Below are 24,415 nucleotides of genomic sequence, written 5' to 3' on the forward strand. Positions count from 1 at the left end.
CGCCGGTGCCGCGAGAGGCGCCCGCACCGGCCGCCGAATCCCGGGGGGCTGTTGCTCCGGCAGGGCAGCGCGTCAGATGTAGCCGCGGTAGCCCGCCCAGGCCCTGCGCCGTTCCGGGAACGGATCGGATTCAATCCGGTCGGCCTTATCAAACACGCGTGTGTGCCGGTGGAACTCGTCATACCCGGGCCAATCAGCGCCGGGGTGGGAGTGCCTGGCCAGGCTCAGCAGTGAACCCTGGAACCTCCGGGAGAGTGCTTTCAGCTCATCCCCTCCGCCCAGGAGCGTGAGGGCTTTGGCCAGCCCGCTATCGGTATCGCCGAACATTACGGGTACGTCAAAGGAATGGGTGGCGCCGAAGCCCAGGAGATTCATCATCGGCGTGGCGTAGTCGTAGCGGTATGCCCAGGTTGGGGCCACCCGCGAGTGCCCTTCGGCCACCATCTGGCTGGGATACCAGAAGACCAGGTCGCCGCTGATGTCCACGGACCGTTGGCGGGAGGGATAGCCCGGGTACGCTGCCACCACGCGGTCCCGGGCGAGCGGATCGGTCCCCGCGAACATCTTCTCGATCCGTTCAGGCGTCGACGGAAGGATGTTGGAGACCTTCGCGAAGAGTGCCCCTTCGCGGGCCATGGTGCCCAGCACCAGCGGCACCTGGTGTGATTCTCCCTCATGGAACATGTCGATTGGATGCCGCGGCAGAAAGTCACCGTCGATCACCGGCGAAACGCTCAGCGAGCCTGGCTGTTTGGCCGGACCTATTTTCGTGGTCATCTTCCGGGTTGCCTCGACAAGCTTGGATGCGCTGATGGTGGTCAGCCCCTCCGCTGCATCGGACGGGCTGATGCCAAGTATTTCCAGCAGGTCCGCGGCCCAGGCTGCATGCGTGTGGGGGTAATATGCCCCCGATGGTGCCGGGCTTTGGGCATAGGCCTGATGGAAGAGCCCCCGGGCGCTGGGGATGCACATCAGGGACGTCACCGCCAGGCCGCCGGCCGATTCGCCGAAGAGGGTGACGTTCCCGGGATCCCCGCCGAAGGCCTCGATGTTCTGCTGAATCCACTCCAGTGCCGCTACCTGGTCCCGCAGTCCCACATTGGCGTCGAACCGGTGTTCCGGGGTCGAGTAGGCACGGAAGTCCATAAAACCGAGTGCCCCGATGCGGTAGTTGAGGCAAACGTAGACAACGTCCCCGTCCCTGACCAGCTTTGCGCCGCGATAGGTAGGTTCGGCCGAGGACCCGGAACTGAACGCACCGCCGTAAAGGTAGACGAGAACCGGGCGCAGGGTATCCGAGGGGTCCAGCGGGGCGGACACATTCACGCTCAGGCAGTCTTCGTCCATCGCCACCCGGCGGTGCGTGCCGGTAAGGCTGGGTGCCTTGGACTGCGGCGGCACCGCACCGAAAAAGCGTGCATCACGGATCCCGGTCCAGCTCTCCGGCGGCCGGGGTGCGCGCAACCGCAGCTCCCCCACGGGCGCTGCCGCATAGGGAATACCACGCCAGGTACGTACACCCTGGTCAACAACGCCCTGAACCCGACCGTTACGGGTTTCAACCACCAGTGATTCAACGCCAATATCCACGACGAACTCTTTTCGGCCGGGGAAAGCTGAGCCTGCTCCCTGCGACTATCAACGATAGCCGGGCGCCCAAGAGCTAACCAGAGACGGAGCCGCTCACGGCTGCACGCCGTGCGGGATTGTGCCGCGGCCGCACTCTTTCGGACGGCGGACTACGCGGCGGAAACGAGCCGTCCTGCCGCGCTGCGGCGTCCCGAGACCCTCGAACCGGCGTTTTTGACCAGATAGCGGTGGACGCCGAATTCCTTGGCGCAAAGCAGGGCAACGGCAAAGACGTTCAATGCAATCTTGGTGCCCGTGGACCAGTCAGTAGCCACGCACAGCATCCAGACAACAATCAGGACGGGCAGATCAGCCCGCTTCAGCGCCTTCACAGCCAAAGGCCGTACTGCCAGCCGCCCACTCCGGGGGCGTCACCAGGCAGACACCGCTGAGGCGTCCCGGCTGCACTGCCGCTTCCCCAGTTGCAGTGCAGGTTGGCTGCCGGGCAGCCGCGTTTTCCACTCCATGGATCCATTGGACACTTCTTCCGTGAAATCGTCCGATAACTTAGCGAGACCAATCCGTGAGCTAAGCGCCGCATCCGCGGGGATGCAGCCTGCATAATTTCTATCACATTCGGTCAAGCAATATGTCCTCCCCTGCTGCCGCGGCACGGGAGGACGCCGCTCACCGGATGCGGACGGTCCCGCCCTCAACTTCCCACCGCACATCCAGGCGCACATTTTCCAGCAACCGCCGGTCATGGGATACCAGCAGCAACGCACCCTCGTAACTCTCCAACGCTTCTTCCAGCTGCTCGATCGCGGGCAGGTCCAGATGGTTAGTGGGCTCATCGAGAACCAGCAGGTTCACCCCCCGTGCCTGCAGCAGTGCCAGGGACGCACGCGTCCGCTCACCGGGAGACAGGTCCCCGACCCTGCTGCCGACCTGGTCCGCCTTGAGCCCGAACTTGGCCAGCAGGGTCCTCACTTCCGCCGCGGAAAGTTCAGGGACGGCGGCCTCAAATGCGTCGCCCAGCCTGGCACCGGCCGGCAGCTGCCCGCGCCCCTGATCAATTTCGCCCACGGCCACGGAGGCTCCCAGGGACGCTGTGCCGGCGTCCGGGGTTTCCCGCCCCAGCAGGAGCGCGAGGAGGGTGGACTTTCCCGCACCGTTGGGGCCGGTGATGCCGATCCGCTCCCCCGCATTAACCTGCAGGGAAACCGGTCCCAGGGTAAAACTGCCGCGGTTTAGCACCGCTGCGTTCAGGGTGGCGACCACGGAACTGGACCGCGGTGCCGCCCCGATGCGCAGCTGCAGCTGCCATTCCTTGCGCGGTTCCTCCACCTCGTCCAGCCGGGCAATCCGCGATTCCATCTGGCGGACCTTGCGTGCCTGCTTTTCGGAGGACTCGGTGCTGGCTTTGCGGCGGATCTTGTCATTATCCGGATTCTTCTTCATCGCGTTGCGCACGCCCTGGGAACTCCACTCCCGCGTGGTCCGGGCCCGGGAAACAAGATCGGCCTTCTTGTCTGCGAACTCGTCATAGGCCTCGCGGGCGTGCCGGCGTGCGACGGCGCGTTCTTCCAGGAACGCCTCGTATCCGCCGTCGTACACACCCACACTGTTCTGTGCCAGGTCCAGTTCCACCACGGTGGTCACGCAGCGGGCCAGGAACTCCCGGTCGTGGGAGACCAGCACCACCCCGCCGCGCAGGCCGCGGACAAACTGCTCCAGCCGGGCCAGCCCGTCCAGGTCCAGGTCATTGGTGGGCTCATCAAGCAGGACTATGTCGAACCTGCTCAGCAGCAGCGCAGCAAGGGCCGTCCTGGCAGCCTGCCCGCCGGACAGGCCGGTCATCGGTGCGTCCATTTCCACCTCCAGCCCGAGGTCCGCGAGCACCGACGGGGCACGGTCCTCAAGATCCGCAGCTCCGGAGGCCAGCCAGCGATCCAGGGCAGCGGCATACACATCGTCCACACCGGGGGTATCCGTTCCCAGCGCCTCGGCAGCCTTTTCCATGGCCACGGTGGCCGCAGCCGCACCGGTCCGGCGGGCCAGGTAAGCACCCACTGTTTCACCCTGTACCCGCTCGTGCTCCTGCGGCAGCCAGCCCACAAAGGCGTCAGCAGGATTGGTGCTGACCGTTCCGGCCAGTGGTTCGGCAGCGCCGGCCAGCAGGCTCAGCAGCGTGGATTTGCCGGCACCGTTGGCACCCACCACGCCGACCACGTCGCCGGGGGCGACGGTCAGCGACAGGTGCTCGAACAGGGTGCGGTGGGCGTGGCCGCCGGAAAGATCCCGGGCGACAAGTGTTGCAGTCATACCACCAGTCTATTTTGCGTGCGGCCTGTTTCTGCGCGGTGCCCCGGCGGTAGGCTGGTTATCCCCTCCGCACCTAAGGACTGCCATGAATTCCATGCATCCCACCGGCCCCGGGGCCCTCCGCCTGATTTTCCCGCAGTGGCAGGGCGCCGCAGGAGCGGGAACCGTAGGGTCGCTGCCGGCAGGCCAGCCGCACCAGACCCTGCTCTCCTACCATCTGGGCCCGCCCCTGCTGGAGCTGCTTTCCCCGCTGCATGACGGGCCCACGGCCTTTGTGCCGGTAAGTACGGATACATCGGACGCGGCAGTGGAAACGGTAGACGGCATTTATGCGCGCGGCGCCGTTCTCCAGCAGCTCCGGCAGGCACTGGAGGTGATACAGGACGCTGCCCCGGAGACCGTGGTGACCTTTGGCGGGGAATGCTCGGTGAGTGTAGCTCCGTTCAGCCATCTTGCCGCACTGTACAGCGGGGATCTGGCGGTGCTGTGGGTGGATGCCCACCCGGATACCGGCACGCCGGGCGACGGTTACACCGGGTTCCGGTCAATGTCGCTGGCAACCCTGGCCGGAGAGGGTGACGAAGAGTTCCTCGCGGCGCTGCCCGCCGTGGTGCCGCCGTCCAATATTCTCCAAATCGGCCTGCGGGACTGGCAGGATCCCGGCATCGGCACCAAACAGCGCCTGGGTATCCGCAGCGTGGGCATCACGGACACCCCTGAGGACACCCGCCGGATCCTGGAATGGCTGGCACTGACCGGTGCCACGAAACTGGCGGTGCACGTGGACCTGGATGTACTGGACCGGCGCGATTTTGCCGACACCACCGGCGGCGGCAGCCGCGGCGTCCGCGTTCCTGACCTGCTGCGCATCATCGATGCGGTCAGTGACGCCGGAGATATTGTCGGCTTATCGCTGGCTCAGCATGCGCCCCTGGAACTGCTCCGGTTGGGCGGCCTGCTGCGCGAGCTCCCCGTTTAGCCCCCGTCCACCCCCCCCACGGACCACTTCCCCCCCGCGCGGGTTTACGGTTCACCGGTAGCCCAGGTAGCCGTTCCACGCAACGCGCCGGACGTGGTGCGGGTCTGGCACTATCTGATCCGTCCGGTCAAAGATTTTGGTCTTGCGTGACTGTGTCTCATACGCAGGCCACATCGGCCCGGGATTCCCCGTCCGCGCAAACCGCAGCAGCGCCCCCTGGAAACGGTTGCTGACCGAAACGGCAGTGCGTCCGCCGCCGGCGAGCGTCAGGAACCGGCCGAGCCCGGAGGCATAGTTGCCGAACACAGCCGGGATATCCAGGCCGTGGGTGGCACCCAGTCCCAAAAGATGGGCCATGCAGGGAGCGTAATCGAAGCGGTAGGACCAGGTTGGGGCAAACGCTGAGTGGGCCTCCGCCACCTGTATCCCCGGATGCCAGAAAACCGCATCGCCGCCAACATCCACTGCTTCCCGTTTCCCGGGATAACCGGGGTAGGCGCCCAGCACCCGGTCCTTGAGGTCAGGCCCGGTCAGGGCAAACATGGTGTCGATCCGCTCCGGCTTTGTTGGCAGCACATCCTCGAACTGGTCGAAGAGGGCACCTTCGCGGCCCATGTTGCCCATGACCAGCGGCACGCGGTGCGCCGTCCCGGCCCGGAAGGCGTCTATGGGGTGCAGTGGCAGGAAGTCACCGTCCACTACCGGTGCGACGGCGCGCGTGCCCGGTTCGGATTCCGGGGCCACGTCCCGGGTCAGGCGCACCGCCGCCTCCACCAGGCGCGACGCCGGGAGGCTGGCCAGGGCCTTTCCGGCGTCGGCTTCGGGGACGCCGAGGAGGTCCAGCAGCTTGGCGGCCCATTTTTCGGGCAGTCCCGGTCCGTAGGCCGTGGACGGTGCCGAGCTCAGGGCAATGGCCCGGTGGAACAGGCCCTTTGCCGAGGGTGCGCACATCAGGGCGGTCACGGACATGGCGCCGGCGGACTGACCGAAGATGGTCACATTGCCCGGGTCTCCCCCGAACCGGGCAATGTTCCGCTGGACCCAGCGCAGGGCTGCAACCTGGTCTGCCAGGCCGCAGTTCGCGTCGAAGGGACGCTGCGGCGTGGAGTACCGGCGGAAATCCATAAAGCCCAGTGCGCCGAGCCGGTAGTTCATGCAGACGTACACAACGTCCCCGCGTTCCACCAGCCTGGTGGCGTCATACGCCTCGGCGGAAGCGGCTCCCGTGGTGAAGCCGCCCCCGTAAAGGTAAACGAGGACCGGCAGCGGCGCTGCGGGTGCCAGCGGCGCAGTGACGTTCACCGTCAGGCAATCCTCATCCATCGGCGTCCGCCGGCCGGCACCCAGGAGACCCCGGCCGCGCGGCTGCGGCGGCACCGGGCCATAAGCCGTGGCGTCGAACACCTCCGCCCATGGGCGTATCGGCTGCGGGAGGCGAAGCCGCAGCTCACCAACCGGCGGGGCCGCATAGGGGATCCCCCGCCAGGTCCGCAGGCCGCTGTTCACGGCGCCGCGCACCGGCCCTTCCATCGTTTCAACTGTGAGATCCGGCCGAACTGCAGTAAGGGACACAGTGTTCCTTCCGGGGTTCCAGGGTGTGGCGCGATCATAGCGGCCGCAGGGAACCGCCCGCTATCCCCCGGGCCGCTATTCCCGGTCCCCGAAACTAAGCCATTGGCGTAGGACGCGTTCCCTCGCCGCAAAAATATGCGAAGCATGCTTATGGTGGAGGCACGTAAGTCAACGAAAGGAATGCCGCATGTCACGCATCGCCATCATCGGGGGACACGGAAAAGTTGCACTCCACCTCGCCCGCAGGCTCACCGCCGCAAACCACTCCGTTACGTCAGTGTTCCGCAATCCGGACCACACCGCGGATGTCGAGGACACCGGGGCCGCTGCCAAGGTAGCCGACGTCCAGGCCCTGTCCACGGAGGAGATGGCCGAGCTGCTGCGCGGTCATGATGCAGTGGTCTGGACTGCCGGAGCCGGCGGCGGCAGCCCCGAGCGCACCTTTGCCGTGGACCGGGACGCAGCCATCCGGTCGATGGACGCAGCCGAAGCTGCCGGCGCGAAGCGGTACGTTATGGTCTCCTACTTCGGGGCAGGCAAGGATCACGGTGTGCCGGAGGACGACGGGTTCTACGCGTACGCCGAGGCCAAGGCCGACGCCGACGAGCACCTGCGTGCCAGCGGGCTGGACTGGACCATTCTCGGCCCCAGCGCCCTGACGCTGGATCCGGGTACGGGACGAATTGAAACCGGTTCGGGGGTTACCGGCAGCCAGGTATCCCGCGAGGATGTTGCCCATGTGGCAGCCGAGGTCCTCGACCGCCCCGAAACGGCAGGCCGGACCATCGAATTCAACAACGGCACAACGCCGGTAGCCGAGGCGCTGGACGCCGTAGCCGCACAGTAGCCGTGACGTAGTCCGCGGTCGGTGCCGGGGCAGGTACCGGGGTGCGCCCCGGTACCTGCCCCGGCCTTCCGGTGACGGACGCCTGCACGCAGCACGCCAGGGACCAGGAGCGAAGCCAGGAAAGGACCACCATGAACCAGCCAAAGCAGCAACAGGAAGTGCCCGGAACGCAGGAGGCGATGACGCCGATTCCGGATTGCGGCGAGGAAACCTACCGCGGCAGCGGGAAGCTCGAGGGCAAAGCCGCCGTGATTACCGGTGGCGACAGCGGTATCGGCCGGGCAGTGGCCATCGCGTACGCACGCGAGGGGGCCGACGTCGTGATCTCCTACCTGAACGAGGATGCGGACGCGCGGGATACCGCCCGGCTTGTGGAAGAGGCCGGCCGCAGGGCGGTACTGGTGCGCGGAGACCTGGATACGGCAGCTCAGTGCCGCCGCGTCATCGATACCGCTGTTGACCAGTTCGGCAAGGTGGACATCCTTGTCCACAACGCGGCGTTCCAGATGGACCGCGAATCCATTGAGGAGATTCCGGACGAGGAGTGGGAGTACACGTTCAAGGTGAACATCAATGCGATGTTCTATCTGGTGAAGGCAGCCCTGCCGCACATGTCCCCGGGCTCCTCGGTGATCGGCACTTCCTCGGTGAACTCCGACATGCCGGTGCCCACGCTGGCGCCGTATTCAGCAACCAAGGCAGCCATTGCCAACTTCTCCGCCAGCCTGTCACAGCTGCTTGGCGAACGCGGCATCAGGGTCAACAGCGTGGCGCCCGGACCCACCTGGACACCGCTGATCCCGGCCACCATGCCCGAAGACAAGGTTGGGTCCTTCGGAGCCGACACACCCCTGGGGCGGCCGGGCCAGCCGGCTGAACTGGCACCGACCTACGTCCTGCTGGCCTCTGAGGACGGCAGCTACATCTCCGGAGCCCGGATTGCCGTCACCGGAGGCAACCCCATCCTCTAGCCGGTGATCTTGTACTTCTCCCGGTCAGCTGCATCCAGTACACGCTGTTCCTCCACACCCATGGCGCTGCCGCCCCGGCTGCGTGGCATCCACCACGCACCGGGGGCGGGAGTGACCGGATACGTGTCAATGCAATGGTCGATTCCGGCCTGCAGTTCCTCCTGCAGCCGCAGGGTTTCCGCCGCGACGTCGGGATTTTCGTCAACGCGGATCATTTCGCCCACGTGCATGCGGACCGGTGTCTTCCACACCGAGGACAGGCTCAGCCCGTGTCCGCGGGTCTTCATCCGGTGGGCGCCCCAGATGGAAATCGGAATGATCGGCACACCTGCCTCGGCGGCCATGCGCACAGCGCCGGTCTTCAATTCGCGGACCGAGAAGCTGCGGCTGACCCCGGCTTCGGGGAGAACCGCAAGATAGTCTCCGCCCCGCAGCTTTTCCACGGACTCCGCATACGCAGCAGCACCGTCTGCCCGGTCCACCACCACATGCTCACACCAGTCGCAGACGGCCTTGACGAAAGGCTTTTTAGCCGCCTTCTTCGTGACCAGGAAGCGCATATGCACCTTCAGCTTCCGCCAGATGAGCAGCTCAGCGAAGGCAAAATCGAGATACCCGAAGTGCGTAATGGCTACCACCGCGCCTTTGCCGGGAACCACCTTGCGGTCCAATCCGCGGATCTGTTCGCCGGTGGGAAGATTCTCCAGGCCCGAGGGAATCACCGGGACCCGGAAGAGGCCGCGTGCGGCGAGGCCCGTGAAGACAATACCTCGGTAAACGTATTTGTTGGGGGAACGCTTTGCGGGCAACGTCAGCTCCTGGGAATGGGATGGTTCGGACATTTAGGGGCAGGCATAAAGATTCTAACGTGTGACGGCCGGCCTGCCCGGGCAGGTAGCACGCGGCACGCATCTTCCGGGTTTCTTGCCGCCGGAACAGGTCAGCAGCCTCCGCCCCGCAGACGGCGGCAGTCCGCGGCCGCTATCTTTTAGCCATGGCATTTAGGGGAATCTTTCCCGGGCGGAGGCTTCCCCGCAGACTGCACCCGGAACCGGCTGCGGGACCGGCCGCGGATCCAGGTGCAGCTGCCGCCGCGGACCCGGCTGGTGCGCGGGACGCCGCACTGGGCGACATTGACTGGACGGTCCTGCCACCGGGAACCGGGCGATCCTTTTTCCCGGCACCCAGCGGGGCCCTGGCCGCCGTCAGTATGGGCAGCCCTGCCGATACGCCGGTCATCCTTGTGCCTGGCGCCATGGGCTCCAAGGAGGATTTCTCCCTTATACTCCCCGAACTTGCCGCCGCCGGCTACTTCGCCTTCAGCTATGACCTGGCCGGCCAGTATGAGTCCGCCGGGGCCGGCCCGGAGCAACTGCACCCTCCGCGGGCCCATTATGACTACGACCTGTTTGTTGATGACCTGATCTCGGTGCTGGCCGTTCACGGCCCCGCCCATGTGGTCGGGTACTCGTTTGCCGGCGTCGTCGTCCAGCTCACGGCACTGCGGCGGCCGGACCTGTTTCGAAGCATGACCCTGCTTGGCTGTCCGCCCCGGGGCGGACAGAGTTTCCGCGGCGTAAGCCGGATCGGGTGGCTCGCTCCGCTGATCGGCGCCCGGATCAGTGCGGACCTGATTGTCTGGGGGGTCAGGCGCAACTTCATCAGGGCGCCGGCAGGCCGGATGAAACTGGTCAACCTCCGCTTCACCGTCACCCGGCGGGATTCGATCCGGGACATGGTCCGGCTGATGCGCCACGCCCCGGACCTGCGCGCCGCCCTGGGCGCCACCACCGTACCCAAATTCGTCGGTGTCGGCGCGCATGATGTGTGGCCGGTCCGGCTGCACCGGGAGTTCGCCGCGAGCATTGGCGCATCCTTTGCCGTGTACGCCACCGGACACAGCCCCAGCGAGGAATCCCCCTATCAGCTGACCCGCGACCTGCTGCGGTTATACCGCACCGCCCGCTAGGTACCGGCGTTCCCTGCGCCGGGCCAGCGGCCCCTCAGCGGCAAAATCGACCCGGAACGTTACATAGGCCATGGCCAGCCGCCTGCCCAGCCCGGCCCAGGTATGGAACGGACGGGCAGACACCCGGACGCGAAGCGTCCCGTCCCACACAACGTTCATCCACGGGCGCAGCTGGTAACTGAGGTCCAGGTCATCATGGACCCGGGGAACGCCGCGGTGGACCCGGTCCCGGACCTGTTCCCACATACTGCGGTGGAAGCCGAAGTTGGAGCCGAAGAGCGGCGGATGTCCCATCAGCAGGTTCATTGACCAGCGGTAGCCGCCGATGTACAGGTTCCGTGCAATCCACAGGATCACCGGAGCGGCTCCGTAGAAATCCCCGGGGCCGGTCACCGCTGTGTCCTTGCCGGCCGCCAGCAGGGCAGTCTCCAGCTGGGCAAGCCAGCGCGGTGGCGGAACCGAATCTGCGTCGATCCGGGTCAGCCATTCACCGGCGGCCTCGTCGAAGCCGCGGAAGGTTGCTGCGGCAACACCGACACTGTCCTCCCGGACCCGGCGGACCCCGAAGGCCCGGCAGACGTCCGCGGTCCGGTCGGTGCTGGCGTTGTCCACCACCAGGATTTCATCCGGGGCACGGGTCTGCTCTGCCAGGCCCCGCAGGCACGCGGCGAGCATGGGGGCATCGTTTCGGCAAGGAATCACCACCGAGATGGTCGGCATCGCATCCCGTTCCACGGTTGGATGTACAGGGTCCTGCCCTCCGATCATCGCACCGCCCACCCGTGGCGGCCATGCATCCGTTCCTGCCTGCCCACCCGGACGGCAAAGAAAGCCGGCGGATGTCCAGCCGTTCCGTAACCCGGCTTCATGCCCGGTCACATGGCGCCACACTCATTGAGGGCCGGGGCCGGCCCGCACTAGCGTTGCTCAACTGCGGCGGGATAGGCCGCAGTTCGTCTTCTCAGGAGTGCTTTACATGCTAATTTCAGGCCTGCTGGTGGGGGTGGCCCTCGGTTTCGTTATGCAGCGGGGGCGCTTCTGCGTTACCGGCGCGTTCCGTGACATCTGGGTGACCCGCAATACGCGGTGGCTGACCGCTTTCCTGGTGGTGGTGGCTGTTCAGAGTGTGGGCGTCTTCGCCCTCGACGCAGCCGGAGTCATCACGCTCCATGGCGATGCCTTTCCCTGGCTCGCCACTATCGTGGGCGGCTTCATCTTTGGCTTCGCCATCGTCCTGGCCGGCGGCTGCGCCACCGGAACCTACTACCGGGCAGGTGAAGGCCTGGTGGGCAGCTGGCTTGCCCTGATTACCTATGCCCTCTTCGCCGCCATCATGAAGACGGGACCGCTGGCCGGGTTCAACACGGCCATGCGCTCAGTGACCGTGGAACAAAGCAACTTTTACACCGTCCTGGGTGTTTCTCCGTGGCTGTTTGTCGCCGTACTGGTTGCCGCCGTCGCGCTGGCGGTCCGGCATCACCTGAACAAGCCCCGCATCGCCATGGCCGCCCTGCCACCTTCCAAAACCGGCCTGGCACACCTGTTGTTCGAGAAGCCGTGGAATGCCTTCGCCACCGCGGTGGTCATCGGCATTATTGCCATTGCCGCCTGGCCGCTCAGCTGGGCCACGGGCCGCGAAGACGGTCTGGGCATCACCACACCCTCCTCCAAGCTTGTTGGCTATTTGGTGACCGGTGACGCCGAGCTGGTGGACTGGGGCGTGTTCCTGGTTGTCGGCATCCTCCTTGGCTCCTTCATTGCCGCTAAGGGCAGCGGAGAATTCCGGGTCAGGGTGCCGGACGCCGCCACCGTCATAAAAAGCCTGGGCGGAGGCGCGCTGATGGGCATTGGCGCCGCACTGGCCGGCGGGTGCACCATCGGCAACGCCATGGTGCAGACGGCGCAGTTCAGCTTCCAGGGCTGGACAGCCCTGGTCTTTATGATCCTGGGCACCGGCCTGGCCGCGAAGCTGACCATCATGAACCGCCGGCAGGCACCCGCAGCTGCGCGCGTACCGGCGGGAGTATGACCTCCGCTGCCCCACCCGCAGCCGTTTCATTCATCCATCCACCCGAAACCCCACCACAAAGGAGTCACACCGTGGCAAAAGTAACCCTGGAAACCAACGGATCCGTCTGCCCCTTCCCTCTGGTTGAAGCCAAGGAGGCCATGAAAACCATGACTGCGGGCGATGAGCTGGTCATCAACTTCGACTGCACCCAGGCCACGGACGCCATCCCCCGCTGGGCGGCCGAAAGCGGCTACCCGGTCACGGACTTCTCCAAGACCGGTCCGGCGGAGTGGTCCATTACGGTCGCAAAGGCGTAGCCCGTCCCGCGCAGGCCCGCAGCGGATTCCGGCGCCGCCGGAGTCTGCCGGGGGCACCTGGCCGGGGAGGAAACCCGGCCCGGGTACGGGTCCGTCAGTCCTTGCGGCGGGCCCGGCTGGGCTGGACCCGGGGCGGCTCCCCGGCATCTTGGGATAGTCCGGCGGGAAGGGCAGCTCGCCCAGCCCGTTGGCCAGGTCCCGCTCCCACCAGCCCAGCAGCACGTCGATGGAGCCGGGCCGTGCATACATGTCGGCCCACGGATCCCCTACCGTACGCAGCCGCTCGGGAATTGTGGCAATGGTGAAGTCACCCGGATGCACCTGTTCGAGTTCTTCCCAGCTGATCGGGCAGGAGACGGGGGCATCCGGGAGGGCGCGCGGGCTGTAGGCCCCTGCCATGGTCCGGTCCCGGTTGGCCTGGTTGAAATCCACGAATACACGCCGGCCGCGCTCTTCCTTCCACCATGCGGTGGTCACCTTCTCCGGCATCCTCCGCTCTACCTCCCGCGCTGCGGCAATGACGGCATGGCGGACATCCTGGAACTCATGCTCCGGCCGGATCGGGGCAAAGAGGTGGATGCCGCGGTTGCCGGAGGTCTTGATATACCCCTCCAGACCCGCCTCGGCGAGGATGGAGCGCAGTTCCAGCGCGGCCGGGACGGCGTCGTCGAAGTCCGTGCCCGGCTGGGGGTCCAGATCGATGCGCAGCTGATCAGGATTGTCCGTATTCTCCGCCCGCGAGGGCCAGGGGTGGAACACCACTGTGTTCATCTGCACCGCCCAGACCGCGGCCGCCGGCTCATCCAGCACCACCTGCGGGTGGGACCGGGCACTGGGATAGGTCACCGTAACCCCGCGCATCCACTCCGGCATGCCCCGGGGCGGATTCTTCGAGAAGAACACTTCCCCCTCGATTCCTTCGGGGAAACGCTCAAGGGAGACCGGCCGGTCCCCGTTGGCCCGAATAAAGGCTTCACCCACGTCCGCCATGTAGCGCGCCAGATCGAGCTTGGTGATCCCCGGGACGGGCCAGAGCACCCGTCCGGGACTTGAAATCCGTATCTCGCGTTCCCCGTCCGGACCGGGAACCGTCAGTGTTTCCGCCTCGCGTGCCATGGGCCTGCTCCCCTCGCTTGTGGAACGAGGGTACCCCGTCAGGCGGCGGGCGTGTCCTGAGCCACGAAGGCGGTATGGTCCGGCCGCCGGTCCTTGCGGCCGTGGACAAAGTAGTACAGCACCGTATTGCCCAGCAGCACCGCAGCGAGGACCCAGTACATGCCGTGGAACCCGCTCAGCGGCAGCAGCACTCCCAGCAGGAGCGGGCCCAGACCCACCCCGGCGTCCATAAAGATGAAGAACGTGGACGTGGCCAGGCCAATCCGTGCCGGTGCGGCCATGCCCACTGCGATGGCCTGGGCGCACGGCATCAGGGCACCGAAGCCGAACCCGACGAAGACGCCGGCCACGGCCATGACAGTGTCATTGGGGGCGTATGCAAGGAGCGCCAGGCCGGCGGCGAAGGAGAGAAGCGTGGGGTAGACCACGGCGTTGTCTCCGTGGCGGTCCTGGATCCGGCCAACGAAGAGCCGCGATACCAGCACCACCCCGGCATAGACCACAAAGAAGAGGCTTGCCCCGAGGACCAGGCCCTCCGTCTGGGCGTAGGAGTTCAGGAAGGAAAGGATGCCCGCGTAGGCGGCACCGGCAATGAACATTACCGAGGCAATGGGAAGCACGGACACATAGAGGATGTCGCTCAGGTGCATGCGCCACTTGTTCTTCAGTTCCTCCGGGCCCGGCGTGCGCTCGGGCAGCCGCAGCACCAGGGAGAGGATCAGGGCGACGGCGGCGCAGGCGGCAGCAAACAGGAAAAGCGCACGGTAGCTGGCCGAGTCCACCAGGAGCACGGCCAGGAACGGCCCGACGGCGGTGGCCAGGGTGGTGGAGATGCCGAAGTATCCGGTGCCTTCCCCGCGCCGGTGGGCGGGGATAAGCCCCATAACCGAGGCTGAGAGGCTGGTGCTGGCGGCACCGAAGGCGGCGCCGTGGAGCAGCCTCACTGCCAGCAGCACGCCCAGGTTCGAGGCCGGGATGTAGAGCACCGAAGCGGCTACGAAAACTGCGAGGCTGGCGATCAGCATGCGCCGGCGGCCAACGAAATCAAGGAACTTTCCGGCAAAGACCCGGGCGGCAAGAGCGCCGATCACAAACGAACCGGAGGCAAAGCCGGCGGCGCTGTCCGACGCGGCGAACTCCTGCACCGCGTAGAGCGCCATGGTGGTCATCAGCAGGTAAAAAACGAGGGAAATGAACAGGTTCGTGACAATCGCCAGCACGAATCCCCTGGTCCATAGTTTCTGGCTGCTGCCTGACACTCGCGTTACTCCTGTGCATCGTTGAGGCTGCCCTCGATTGAAAGGTAGCCTAAGTATCTTATGCAGGAGAGCTGGCGTACCGGCAACCCAGATCCGCCAGGGAGAGCGACTTCACATTTTTTGTCTGCGGAACGGCGGTGTATCCCTGGCATCACGTGCACCATATACAACATCCGTTATGCGCCCCCGGCGCCGGACAACAGTCAGGCCTGAAAAATCGGCGGGAACAGTGTGACGGCATGGCATTGGATGGCATTGCTGGGGCCGGAGTGACTAGCACATCGAGGCGCCACTCACACGCTGCAGAGAACCGGATCACTAAATGGTTATCCAACCGTAACCATCTTGTACGGTTATTTCCATGCCGCTCTGAACGCGGCTCCCCCGGACTAGTTACCTAGCTCTGCCGCTTATCCGGGGTCCACAGAACGCACCATCACGGCAGGGGCGGGGGAACCAATAACGGGTTCCACGAATCCTTGGGGTTAAGTCGCCGGATTCACTCCGATGACCGGGTGTCTCCCATCCGCATCCGACAGCTCACCTCGCAGGTATCGGGAGAGGTAAATCAACATGTCATTCAATAAGAACCGTGGACGTCACCGTGCCGAGACCGCCGGCGTTTGGTCCACCATCTCACAGACCACCGTCAGCCGCGGACGGACCATCGGCAGCACCGCAGCCGTTGTAGCCGCCGGATCCGGCCTGATGCTCGGAATGGCCGCACCGGCCTCCGCAGGCGTCGTAGCGAACGACAACTACACGCCGACCCAGGCTGCAGCTCCGGCCGCACCGGTCGCAGCCCCCGTGGCTGAAGCCGCTCCCGTTGCCGCTCCGGCAGCCGCCAGCACCACCCACACCGTTCAGTCCGGTGACACCCTGGGCGCCATTGCCGCCAACTACGGCGTCAGCCTGGACAGTGTCTTCGCCCTGAACGGCCTGTCCATGGCATCGATCATCTACCCCGGCGACGTCATTACCGTCTCCGGCGAGGCAGCAGCCGCACCGGCTGCCCTGGATTACGCTGCCGCCACCTACACCACCGAGGCCTACGCCGCACCGGTTGCCCCTGCTGCCGCGGACAACGGCATCATCAGCACCCAGGCCACTTCGGTTACCCCGGCCCCGGCTCCCGCCGCCGCTGCTGCCACCGGCAGCAACGCCACCATGCTGGCATCGGCGTACTCGCAGCTGGGCGCCGCCCAGGACTGCACCGTCCTGGTTGAGGTTGCCCTGCGCGCCGCCGGCCACTCCGTGGGCGACCTTGCCCCCGCACAGCTGGCTGCCTACGGCACCCAGGTCTCCACTCCGGAGCCCGGTGACATGGTCTACTACGCCGACGGCGGCATGGGCCTGGCCCACATTGCCATCTACATCGGCAACGGCGAGGCCATCCACAGCGGCTGGAACGGCAACCAGACCGTGGTCCAGTCCGTCAACGTCGGCTCCGGCCCCGTGTTCTACCGCGCATAAGGCTTAGCGGCCCGTCCGCGCACGGCAATCCTGCCGTAGCTACGCAAAAGCGTCCGTTCCCTGAAGGGGGACGGACTCTTTTGCGTTTCCAGCGCCGTTACGGCACAAACCGGTACCCCATGCCGTGCTCGGTCAGCAGATGCTCGGGACACCCGGGGTCTACCTCCAGTTTGCGGCGCAGCTGCCCGATGTACAGCCGCAGGTAGCCCGTATCGGTGGTGCCCGGCCCCCAGACGTCGTGCAGGAGGGTATCCCGCGTCACCAACATGCCCGGGTGTGCCAGGAGGGCCGCCAGCAGGCGCCATTCAGTAGGCGTAAGGCGGATGTCGGACCCGTCCGGCAGCCGGATAATCCGCCGGGCAGCCAGATCGACACGCACCGAGCCGAAGGATATTTCGCTCGGCCCTGCCGCGGCCGGTGTCCGGCGGGACAGGGCACGGATGCGGGCCAGCAACTCCTCGGTGGAGAAGGGCTTCGTCACATAGTCGTCAGCGCCGAGGTCCAGTGCACGGACCTTGTCCGCAGGATCCATCCGGCCGGATACCACCAGGATGGGCACCGCGCTCCAGCCGCGGACCGCCTCAATGACATCCATCCCGCTCAACCCGGGCATGCCCAGGTCCAGGACCAGCAGGTCAGGATGGGTATCCACGGTTTTACGGATGGCTGCACTGCCGCTCTCGGCGGTCACCACCTCGTACCCGTACGCGGCGAGCGTGATGCGCAGGGCGCGCAGTATCTGTGTATCGTCGTCGGCCAGCAGGATTCTCATCGGGCCCCCACCGGCAGGCCGCCTGCCCCGGCGGACACACGGTCCGCGGCAGGCAGGGAAAGGACCATGGTCAGCCCGCCGCCGGGTGTGTCTTCGGCCTCCAGGGTTCCGCCCATACCTTCAGTGAATCCCTTCGCCAGAGCCAGTCCCAGCCCCAGGCCGGTTTGATTGTCCGTGTCGCCCAGCCGTTGGAACGGCGTGAAGATGTCCGGTTGCCGTGGTTCCGGGACACCGGGGCCCGAGTCTATGACACGGATTTCCACCCGTCCGGAAAACTCGCTCACGGCCAGCACGGCTCTGGCCGACTCCGGGCTGAACCGCACGGCGTTAGCCAGGAGATTGACCAGCACACGCTGCAGCAGCACCGGATCGGCAAGGACATTCCGGCCGTCCACAGGAATCCCGAGTTCCACCTCGGCCGGGCCCAGGTCCAGTTCCTCCAGTGCCGGCAGCACGGCATCGGCAACATTCAGCGGCTCCAGGTTTACCCCGACCACCCCCGCCTGCAGCCGGCTGACGTCCAGCAGGCTGGTCACCAGCGTGGAAAGGGACGCGAGTGATTCCTCGGCAGTGGCAAGCAGCTCGCTGCGGTCCTGCTCGGACCAGGTGACGTCCGTGGCCCGCAGTCCGGTAACCGCGGCGGTGGCCGCCGTCAGCGGCCGGCGCAGGTCGTGTCCGACGGCGGCCAGCAACGCCGTGCGTACCTTGTCCGCCTCGGCCAGGGACCCGAGCCCGCGGGCCGTCTCGGTCAGTTCCCGGTGCTCCAGTGCCGCTTCCAGCTGGGCGGTGATCACCGCCAGCAGCCGGCGGTCCGAAGCCGCCAGTTCACGCCCCCACAGATCCAGGAAGGCGCGCTCCCCCACCGGCAGCCGGGTGAAGGCCGGGTCCCCCGGCGGGAGATCTGCCGGCCAGTCGCCGTCGGCGTACAGGTCCATGCCGTCCGCCCTCAGCCGCGCCGCGCCCAGGGTAAACGCCTCACGGGTGCGCCCCACCAGGGCGGCCAGGGCATCCTCACCCCGCAGCACGCTGCCCGCGACCGAAGCCAGCAGTTCGGATTCCGACGCCGACCGCCGGGCGGTGCGGGCACGGCGCGCCGCCGCATCCACCACGTAGCTGACCAGCAGCGCGTTCACCACATACAGGCCCAGGGCCAGCATGTGGGAGGGCGTGGCAACCGTGACCGTGTAGAGCGGCTGGATAAAGAAGAAGTCCAGTGTGAGACCCGAAAGCAGCGCGGCGAACAGTGCCGGCCAGATCCCGCCCACCAGCGCCACCAGAATCACCAGCAGCTGGTAGCTCAGGACGTCGCCGGTGATGGTCTCGGCGCTCCGGACGGCCACCAGCCCGGCGGTAAGCAGCGGACCTCCGGCCAGGGCCAGGGCAAAACCCAGCAGGCGGCGGCGCCTGGAGAGTGCACCGCCGAAGTGCGGCAGCACCAGCGCCCGTGCTGCCGCCGAGTGGGACACGATGTGGACATCAATGTCCCCCGACTCCCGGATCACGGTGGCACCGATCCCGGGGCCGGAGAGCAGCGCCGCAATCCGCGGGCGGCGGCTCACGCCGACTACCAGCTGTGTGGCGTTGACGCCGCGGGCAAAGTCCACCAGTGCCTTGGGAATGTCGTGGCCCACCACCTGGTGGAAGGTGCCGCCCAGTTTTTCCGCCAGGATCCGCTGCGCCGCCAGCTCCCCGGGCTCTGCTCCGCGCAGCCCGTCCGCACCGGCAATGTGGACGGCCAGCAGTTTCCCGCCGGCCGACCGGGCGGCTATCCGCGCACCCCGGCGCAGCAGCGTTCGTCCTTCGGGGCCGCCGGTCAGGGCCACGACAACCCGTTCCCGGGCTTCCCATTTACGGTGAATGCCCTGTTCCGCACGGTACCGGTTCAGTGCCGAGTCCACCTCGTCCGCCAGCCACAGCAGGGCCAGCTCGCGCAGCGCGGTGAGGTTGCCCAGCCTGAAGTAGTTGGACAGCGCGGCGTCCACGCGTTCGGCCGGGTAGATCACCCCGTCGGCCAGCCGTCCCCGCAGGGACTGCGGCGCCAGGTCAACCAGTTCCACCTGTTCGGCCTCGCGCAGGACGGCGTCCGGTACGGTTTCGGCCTGCAGGGTGCCGGTGATCTGCTCGATCACGTCATTAAGTGAATCGACGTGCTGGATGTTCACGGTGGACAGGACGTTGATCCCGGCATTGAGCAGGGCCTGCACGTCCTGCCACCGCTTTTCATGCTTCAGTCCGGGGACATTGGTATGGGCCAGTTCGTCCACCAGCGCGTACTCCGGGGCGCGGGCCAGGACGGCGTCCAGGTCCAGCTCCGTGAGCTCCAGCCCGCGGTGGTGCAGGACGGCGCGCGGGACTGTCTCCAGGCCCTCGGCCTGGGCAGCGGTCGCTGCACGGCCGTGGGTCTCCACCAGCGCGACGACGACGTCCGCCCCCTCGCTGCGGAGGCGGCGCCCTTCCTCGAGCATGGCGTAGGTCTTCCCCACACCGGGCGCCGCCCCCAGGAATACCCTCAGTTGTCCCCGCGTCATGGACTAAGTGTCCAGCTCCGCCAGGGAAATGTTCAAAAGCAACACGTTAACGGTGCGCAGTCCGAGGATCCCTGCGAACGGAGCCTGCGTGGCATCATCCACGAGTGCCTGGACCCGGGCCGGGTCCAGGCCGCGTTCGGCGGCCACCCGGTCCACCTGCATCCGGGCGTACTCGGGGCTGATGTGCGGATCCAGCCCGGACCCCGACGCGGTGACTGCCTCGGCGGGAACATCTGCCGGCGCCACCGCCTCCAGCTCGGCCACGGCGGCCCGCCGCTCCGCCACGGCAGCAGCCAGGTCCTCATTCAGCGGGCCGAGGTTTGACCCGCTGGAGGCACCGCCGTCGTACCCGTCCCCCGCTGCCGAAGGCCGGGACTGGAACCACTGCGGCAGGGCGGCGCCGTCGGCGTCAGTGAAGGACTGCCCGATCAGCGCCGATCCCACGTCCGTGCCCCCGCTGCTGACCATCGAGCCGTTGGCCCGGCCGTGCAGGGCGGCCTGTCCGATTCCGGCGACTGCCAGCGGATACACCACGCCGAGGAGAACAGTGAGCACCGCCAGTGCCCGGAGGGAGACGCCAAGCTGGCGCATACTGCTGCGGACGGGGTTCATTTACTGCTCCTGGTCAGAGGTGTGCTGCGTACTGTGCGGGTAAGGGGCGCCATGTCAGAAGCCCGGGAGAAGGCTGATCAGCAGGTCGATGGCCTTGATGCCGATGAATGGCGCGATCACGCCGCCCACACCGTAGACCAGCAGGTTCCGGCTAAGGATCGAGGAGGATCCGGCGGCCCGGTACTTCACGCCCCGCAGTGCCAGCGGGATTAGCACCACGATGATCAGCGCGTTGAAGATGACCGCGGACAGGATTGCCGAGGCGGGTGAATGCAGCTGCATCAGGTTCAGTGCGGACAGGCCCGGGAACACCCCTACGAACATCGCCGGGATGATCGCGAAGTACTTGGCAATGTCGTTCGCGATGGAGAAAGTGGTCAACGCACCGCGCGTGATGAGCAGCTGTTTGCCGATACCGACAATGTCGATCAGCTTGGTGGGGTCGGAGTCCAGGTCCACCATATTGCCCGCTTCCTTCGCCGCGGAGGTGCCGGTATTCATTGCCACGCCGACGTCGGCCTGGGCCAGGGCCGGGGCGTCATTCGTGCCGTCACCGGTCATGGCGACCAGGTGGCCGCCCTCCTGTTCACGCCGGATCAGGGCCATCTTGTCCTCGGGCGTCGCTTCGGCGAGGAAGTCATCCACCCCTGCCTCGGCCGCAATGGCCCTGGCGGTGTAGGGATTGTCACCGGTGATCATCACCGTGCGGATGCCCATGGCGCGCAGCTGCGCGAAACGGTCCTTCAGGCCCTCCTTGACCACGTCCTTCAGGTGGACGACGCCGAGCACCCGGGTGCCGCCGTCGGCGTCCCGGACCGCCACCAGCAGCGGTGTGCCGCCGCCCGTGGAGATTTTCTTTACCTGGTCTTCAACGGCAATCAGCACGTCGACGTCGATGCCGCCGGATTCCGCAGTCCAGTCCAGGATGGCGGAGGAGGCGCCCTTGCGGATCTTCGCCCGGTCGGGGAAGTCCATGCCGCTCATCCGGGTCTGCGCAGTGAAGGGAACACTGACGGATCCGGCGGGCGGTTCGGGCCTGCACCCCTTCGCCGCCGCCAGGTCCACGATGGACTTGCCCTCCGGGGTGGGATCGCCGAAGGAGGACAGCACTGCGGCGTCAATCAGGTCGGTGCTTTCGGTCCCGTTGATCGGGATGAACCCGGCGGCCTGGCGGTTGCCATAGGTGATGGTGCCGGTCTTGTCGAGCAGCAGGGTGGTGACGTCGCCGGCTGCCTCCACTGCGCGGCCGGACATGGCCAGGACGTTGCGCTGGACCAGGCGGTCCATGCCGGCAATGCCGATGGCGGAGAGCAGCGCGCCGATGGTGGTGGGGATCAGGCACACCAGAAGTGCCACCAGCACGGGGATGCTGACGGTCGCGGACGAGTAGCCCGCCAGCGGGTTGAGCGTCAGCACCACCACGATAAAGACCAGGGACAGCGTGGCCAGCAGGATATCCAGGGCAATCTCGTTGGGCGTTTTCTGCCGGGCGGCGCCTTCCACCAGCCGGATCATCCGGTCCACGAACGTTTCACCGGGCCTGGACGTGATCCGTACGACGATCCGGTCCGAGAGGACGCGGGTGCCGCCGGTGACGGCCGAGCGGTCGCCGCCGGATTCACGGACCACCGGAGCGGATTCACCGGTAATGGCGGATTCGTCCACGGAGGCAATACCGTCAATGATGTCGCCGTCGCCCGGGATGACCTGTCCTGCTTCGACCACCACGACGTCGTCCAGGGCCAGGTCGGCCGAGGGGACTTCGGCCACAGTTGCCCCCAGAGCGGCCGGATCGCGGGCTGCGTCATACCCGTCCACCCGGTAGGCGGTGGTGGTGGCACGGCTGTTGCGCAGGCTGGCTGCCTGCGCCTTGCCCCGTCCCTCGGCCACGGATTCCGCGAGGTTGGCGAAGATAACGGTGGCCCAAAGCCATCCCGCGATCAGCCAGGAGAAGGCTCCGGGGACGGCGGTGCCGCCGGAATCCGCCGGCCCGCTGAGGAAGGGTTCGGCCACGGCGATGGCCGTGATCAGGACGGCTCCGGCTTCGACAATGAACATCACCGGCGTGCGGACCATAAGCCGGGGGTCCAGCTTCCGGAAAGCTCCGGGCAGGGCGGCCGCCAGCGATCCCGCGGTGATGCCGCGGCGCACCGGGGCCGGGGCACCGGCCTGTTCGGATTCTCGGGGTTTGGTAAGTGTGGACATGGTTAGTGCAGTCCTTCCGCCAGGGGACCCAGCGCGAGTACGGGAAAGAAGGTCAGGGCAGTCACAATCACGGTGACGCCGCACAGCAGCGTCACGGATTGCGGCCGGTGGGTGGGCAGGGTTCCTGAGGTGGCAGGGACCTTGCCCTGCTCCGCGAAGGCCCCGGCCAGTGCGAGAACGAAGATCATCGGCAGGAAGCGTCCGACGAGCATGGCCACGCCGAGGGCCGTGTTCAGCCACGGGGTGTTGGCAGTAAGGCCCGCGAACGCCGAACCGTTGTTGTTGGCTGCCGAGGTGAAGGCGTACAGGACCTCACTGAAGCCGTGCAGCCCGGTGTTCAGGATGGAGGTGCCTTCAATGTCGGCCCGGATGGCCGGTACGGCGAAACTCAGTGCCGTTCCCACCAGGACCAGGGTGGGCATGGTGAGGATGTAGAGGCTGGCGAGCTTGATTTCCTTCGGCCCGATTTTCTTGCCGAGGTATTCGGGGGTGCGGCCTACCAGGAGGCCGGCCACGAAGGACGTAACCACTGCCAGGATCAGCATGCCGTAGAGCCCGGAGCCAACGCCGCCGGGGGCCACCTCGCCGAGCATCATGTTCAGCATGGCCATCATTCCGCCCAGCGGGCTGAAACTGTCATGCATGGCGTTCACTGCTCCGGTGGACGTGAGCGTGCTGGTGGAACCGAAGAGAGTGGAGGCGGCTATCCCGAAGCGCTGCTCCTTGCCCTCCATGGACCCGGCGGCGCCGTCAGCCGCACCGAACTCGAAGGCCGTCATGGCTGCGAGCGACACGGTGAAGATGCCGGCCATGGCCGCCAGAATGGCGTAACCCTGCCGGCGGTCGCCCACCATGGTGCCGAAGGTGCGGGGCAGGCTGAACGGAATGAGAAGCATCAGGAAGATTTCCACCAGGTTGGTCCAGCCGCCGGGATTCTCGAACGGATGCGCGGAGTTGGCGTTGAAAAACCCGCCTCCGTTGGTGCCCAGCAGCTTGATGGCTTCCTGCGAGGCCACCGGCCCGCCGGGGATGGTGGCGGTTCCGCCCAGCAGCGTGGTGACGGAGCTGAAGCCGTTGAAGTTCTGGATCACCCCGCCAACCATGAGGACAATGGCGGCCAGGAATGCCCCGGGGAGCAGCAGCCGCAGGACGCCGCGGGTCAGGTCCACCCAGAAGTTGCCGATGGTGGCGCAGTTGCGCCCGGCCAGTCCGCGGATCAGTGCCACGGCCACGGCCAGCCCGACGGCCGCCGAGAGGAAGTTCTGCACTGCGAGTCCGGTCATCTGCACCGCATAGCCCATGGTGGTTTCGGGTGAATAGGACTGCCAGTTGGTATTGGCCACGAAGGAGGCAGCCGTGTTGAAGGACAGGGCCTCGGGGACGGCAGGAAGGCCGAGCGAACCCGGCAGCAGCGTCTGGACCCGCTGCAGCACATAGAGCAGGAGCATGCTGGCTCCGGAGAAGGCCAGGACGCTGCGCAGGTAGCTCTGCCAGGCCTGGCCGGCGGAACCGTCCACGCCGATCAGGCGGTAAAAACCGCGTTCGATCCGAAGATGTTGATCGGAGGAATAGAGCCGGGCCATGTAGTCGCCGAGGGGCCGGTGGACCAGGGCCAGCAGGAGAAGCAGGCTGAGCACCTGGGCAAGCGTTGCCCACCCGCCCATCAGAACCGCTCCGGTCGGATGAGGGCCACCAGAAGGTAGCCGGCTGCGGCCGCCCCGAGGCAAAGCGCCAGGATGTTAAAGACGATCACAGTCTTTCCACCGCCCCGACCATCAGGACAAACGCAGCGAATAGCCCTGCGAAGCCCAGCACAAATAAAACGTCAAGCACAGGAATTGCCCCCAGCCGAATCAGCGTGCCGCCGCAACGGCAGCACGGGCACGCCTT

Annotated in this window: 20 protein-coding genes, 1 pseudogene and 1 riboswitch; of the genes and pseudogenes, 7 read left to right on the plus strand and 14 right to left on the minus strand. The window is 66.5% G+C overall.

The window, feature by feature from the left end; genetic code table 11:
* Window positions 1–72: 72 nt before the first annotated feature.
* The 3 genes from AC5RVB_RS04400 to AC5RVB_RS04410 all read right to left on the minus strand — a co-directional run bounded on the left by AC5RVB_RS04400 (window position 73) and on the right by AC5RVB_RS04410 (window position 3,894).
* Window positions 73–1,590 carry a carboxylesterase/lipase family protein gene (locus tag AC5RVB_RS04400; protein ID WP_494142059.1) on the minus strand — a complete coding sequence of 506 codons (1,518 nt, stop codon included), beginning with the start codon at window positions 1,588–1,590 and terminating at the stop codon, window positions 73–75.
* Between the two features lie 149 nt (window positions 1,591–1,739).
* The gene (locus tag AC5RVB_RS04405; protein WP_290245099.1) at window positions 1,740–1,961 is read right to left on the minus strand and encodes a hypothetical protein; all 222 of its coding nucleotides are present in this window, start codon (window positions 1,959–1,961) and stop codon (window positions 1,740–1,742) included.
* A 295-nt stretch (window positions 1,962–2,256) separates the two neighbouring features.
* Entirely contained in the window at window positions 2,257–3,894 is a 1,638-nt protein-coding gene (locus tag AC5RVB_RS04410; protein ID WP_290245100.1) for an ABC-F family ATP-binding cassette domain-containing protein, read from the minus strand.
* Window positions 3,895–3,979: 85 nt separating this feature from the next.
* Here AC5RVB_RS04410 and AC5RVB_RS04415 point away from each other — a divergent pair, with 85 nt between their 5' ends.
* Window positions 3,980–4,873 carry an arginase family protein gene (locus AC5RVB_RS04415; RefSeq protein ID WP_290245101.1) on the plus strand — a complete coding sequence of 298 codons (894 nt, stop codon included), beginning with the start codon at window positions 3,980–3,982 and terminating at the stop codon, window positions 4,871–4,873.
* A 51-nt stretch (window positions 4,874–4,924) separates the two neighbouring features.
* On the opposite strand, the gene AC5RVB_RS04420 is transcribed toward AC5RVB_RS04415, so the two are convergent.
* The gene (locus AC5RVB_RS04420; RefSeq protein WP_494142060.1) at window positions 4,925–6,445 is read right to left on the minus strand and encodes a carboxylesterase/lipase family protein; all 1,521 of its coding nucleotides are present in this window, start codon (window positions 6,443–6,445) and stop codon (window positions 4,925–4,927) included.
* A gap of 187 nt (window positions 6,446–6,632) precedes the next feature.
* Here AC5RVB_RS04420 and AC5RVB_RS04425 point away from each other — a divergent pair, with 187 nt between their 5' ends.
* Both AC5RVB_RS04425 and AC5RVB_RS04430 read left to right on the plus strand, forming a co-directional pair.
* Window positions 6,633–7,292 carry an SDR family oxidoreductase gene (locus AC5RVB_RS04425; RefSeq protein WP_227927859.1) on the plus strand — a complete coding sequence of 220 codons (660 nt, stop codon included), beginning with the start codon at window positions 6,633–6,635 and terminating at the stop codon, window positions 7,290–7,292.
* A 131-nt stretch (window positions 7,293–7,423) separates the two neighbouring features.
* On the plus strand, window positions 7,424–8,263 hold the full coding sequence (locus tag AC5RVB_RS04430) for an SDR family oxidoreductase (protein WP_494142061.1): 840 nt from the start codon (window positions 7,424–7,426) through the stop codon (window positions 8,261–8,263).
* Here AC5RVB_RS04430 and AC5RVB_RS04435 read toward each other — a convergent pair.
* A complete protein-coding gene (locus AC5RVB_RS04435) occupies window positions 8,260–9,105 on the minus strand; it encodes a lysophospholipid acyltransferase family protein (protein ID WP_227902005.1) in 846 nt (281 codons plus the stop codon). The genes AC5RVB_RS04430 and AC5RVB_RS04435 overlap by 4 nt on opposite strands.
* Before the next feature lie 152 nt (window positions 9,106–9,257).
* On the opposite strand from AC5RVB_RS04435, the gene AC5RVB_RS04440 reads away from it, so the two are divergent.
* Window positions 9,258–10,232 (plus strand): alpha/beta fold hydrolase, encoded by a 975-nt coding sequence (locus tag AC5RVB_RS04440; RefSeq protein WP_494142062.1) that lies wholly within the window; start codon window positions 9,258–9,260, stop codon window positions 10,230–10,232.
* Here AC5RVB_RS04440 and AC5RVB_RS04445 read toward each other — a convergent pair.
* Complete coding sequence (locus tag AC5RVB_RS04445) at window positions 10,212–10,967, minus strand: glycosyltransferase family 2 protein (protein WP_494142063.1); 756 nt, start codon at window positions 10,965–10,967, stop codon at window positions 10,212–10,214. The two genes, AC5RVB_RS04440 and AC5RVB_RS04445, sit on opposite strands and share 21 nt — an antisense overlap.
* A 241-nt stretch (window positions 10,968–11,208) precedes the next feature.
* On the opposite strand from AC5RVB_RS04445, the gene AC5RVB_RS04450 reads away from it, so the two are divergent.
* Complete coding sequence (locus AC5RVB_RS04450) at window positions 11,209–12,261, plus strand: YeeE/YedE family protein (RefSeq protein ID WP_494142064.1); 1,053 nt, start codon at window positions 11,209–11,211, stop codon at window positions 12,259–12,261.
* Between the two features lie 71 nt (window positions 12,262–12,332).
* Window positions 12,333–12,560: a sulfurtransferase TusA family protein gene (locus AC5RVB_RS04455; protein ID WP_146362107.1), complete on the plus strand. Its 228-nt coding sequence runs from the start codon at window positions 12,333–12,335 to the stop codon at window positions 12,558–12,560.
* Window positions 12,561–12,654: 94 nt separating this feature from the next.
* On the opposite strand, the pseudogene ligD reads toward AC5RVB_RS04455, so the two are convergent.
* Both ligD and AC5RVB_RS04465 read right to left on the minus strand, forming a co-directional pair.
* Window positions 12,655–13,676: pseudogene (gene ligD / locus AC5RVB_RS04460) on the minus strand (non-homologous end-joining DNA ligase).
* 38 nt (window positions 13,677–13,714) lie between these two features.
* Window positions 13,715–14,935: an MFS transporter gene (locus AC5RVB_RS04465; RefSeq protein ID WP_494142065.1), complete on the minus strand. Its 1,221-nt coding sequence runs from the start codon at window positions 14,933–14,935 to the stop codon at window positions 13,715–13,717.
* A 421-nt stretch (window positions 14,936–15,356) separates the two neighbouring features.
* Window positions 15,357–15,503: riboswitch (cyclic di-AMP (ydaO/yuaA leader) on the plus strand.
* Between the two features lie 5 nt (window positions 15,504–15,508).
* On the opposite strand from AC5RVB_RS04465, the gene AC5RVB_RS04470 reads away from it, so the two are divergent.
* A complete protein-coding gene (locus AC5RVB_RS04470; RefSeq protein ID WP_227902011.1) occupies window positions 15,509–16,408 on the plus strand; it encodes a LysM peptidoglycan-binding domain-containing protein in 900 nt (299 codons plus the stop codon).
* 97 nt (window positions 16,409–16,505) lie between these two features.
* On the opposite strand, the gene AC5RVB_RS04475 is transcribed toward AC5RVB_RS04470, so the two are convergent.
* The 6 genes from AC5RVB_RS04475 to kdpF are packed head-to-tail and all read right to left on the minus strand — an operon-like array spanning window position 16,506 to window position 24,278.
* Window positions 16,506–17,180: a response regulator gene (locus AC5RVB_RS04475; protein WP_494142066.1), complete on the minus strand. Its 675-nt coding sequence runs from the start codon at window positions 17,178–17,180 to the stop codon at window positions 16,506–16,508.
* The gene (locus tag AC5RVB_RS04480) at window positions 17,177–19,708 is read right to left on the minus strand and encodes an ATP-binding protein (protein WP_494142067.1); all 2,532 of its coding nucleotides are present in this window, start codon (window positions 19,706–19,708) and stop codon (window positions 17,177–17,179) included. Before AC5RVB_RS04480 ends, AC5RVB_RS04475 begins: the two co-directional genes overlap by 4 nt.
* A 3-nt stretch (window positions 19,709–19,711) precedes the next feature.
* Window positions 19,712–20,320 (minus strand): potassium-transporting ATPase subunit KdpC, encoded by a 609-nt coding sequence (gene kdpC, locus AC5RVB_RS04485; protein ID WP_227902014.1) that lies wholly within the window; start codon window positions 20,318–20,320, stop codon window positions 19,712–19,714.
* 54 nt (window positions 20,321–20,374) lie between these two features.
* Window positions 20,375–22,525 carry a potassium-transporting ATPase subunit KdpB gene (kdpB, locus tag AC5RVB_RS04490; RefSeq protein ID WP_494142068.1) on the minus strand — a complete coding sequence of 717 codons (2,151 nt, stop codon included), beginning with the start codon at window positions 22,523–22,525 and terminating at the stop codon, window positions 20,375–20,377.
* Between the two features lie 2 nt (window positions 22,526–22,527).
* Window positions 22,528–24,189 (minus strand): potassium-transporting ATPase subunit KdpA, encoded by a 1,662-nt coding sequence (gene kdpA / locus AC5RVB_RS04495; protein WP_494142069.1) that lies wholly within the window; start codon window positions 24,187–24,189, stop codon window positions 22,528–22,530.
* A complete protein-coding gene (gene kdpF / locus AC5RVB_RS04500; RefSeq protein WP_227902017.1) occupies window positions 24,189–24,278 on the minus strand; it encodes a K(+)-transporting ATPase subunit F in 90 nt (29 codons plus the stop codon). Before kdpF ends, kdpA begins: the two co-directional genes overlap by 1 nt.
* Window positions 24,279–24,415 lie beyond the last annotated feature (137 nt).

This window comes from Arthrobacter sp. Y3225209 (assembly GCF_059090685.1).

Coding starts and splice junctions, on each gene's coding strand:
- AC5RVB_RS04470 (WP_227902011.1), top strand. CDS start 15,509: ATGTCATTCAATAAGAACCGTGGACGTCACCGTGCCGAGACCGCCGGC.
- kdpA (WP_494142069.1), bottom strand. CDS start 24,189: ATGGGCGGGTGGGCAACGCTTGCCCAGGTGCTCAGCCTGCTTCTCCTG.
- AC5RVB_RS04425 (WP_227927859.1), top strand. CDS start 6,633: ATGTCACGCATCGCCATCATCGGGGGACACGGAAAAGTTGCACTCCAC.
- AC5RVB_RS04435 (WP_227902005.1), bottom strand. CDS start 9,105: ATGTCCGAACCATCCCATTCCCAGGAGCTGACGTTGCCCGCAAAGCGT.
- kdpB (WP_494142068.1), bottom strand. CDS start 22,525: ATGTCCACACTTACCAAACCCCGAGAATCCGAACAGGCCGGTGCCCCG.
- AC5RVB_RS04430 (WP_494142061.1), top strand. CDS start 7,424: ATGAACCAGCCAAAGCAGCAACAGGAAGTGCCCGGAACGCAGGAGGCG.
- AC5RVB_RS04410 (WP_290245100.1), bottom strand. CDS start 3,894: ATGACTGCAACACTTGTCGCCCGGGATCTTTCCGGCGGCCACGCCCAC.
- AC5RVB_RS04415 (WP_290245101.1), top strand. CDS start 3,980: ATGAATTCCATGCATCCCACCGGCCCCGGGGCCCTCCGCCTGATTTTC.
- AC5RVB_RS04475 (WP_494142066.1), bottom strand. CDS start 17,180: ATGAGAATCCTGCTGGCCGACGACGATACACAGATACTGCGCGCCCTG.
- AC5RVB_RS04440 (WP_494142062.1), top strand. CDS start 9,258: ATGGCATTTAGGGGAATCTTTCCCGGGCGGAGGCTTCCCCGCAGACTG.
- AC5RVB_RS04450 (WP_494142064.1), top strand. CDS start 11,209: ATGCTAATTTCAGGCCTGCTGGTGGGGGTGGCCCTCGGTTTCGTTATG.
- kdpC (WP_227902014.1), bottom strand. CDS start 20,320: ATGAACCCCGTCCGCAGCAGTATGCGCCAGCTTGGCGTCTCCCTCCGG.
- AC5RVB_RS04480 (WP_494142067.1), bottom strand. CDS start 19,708: ATGACGCGGGGACAACTGAGGGTATTCCTGGGGGCGGCGCCCGGTGTG.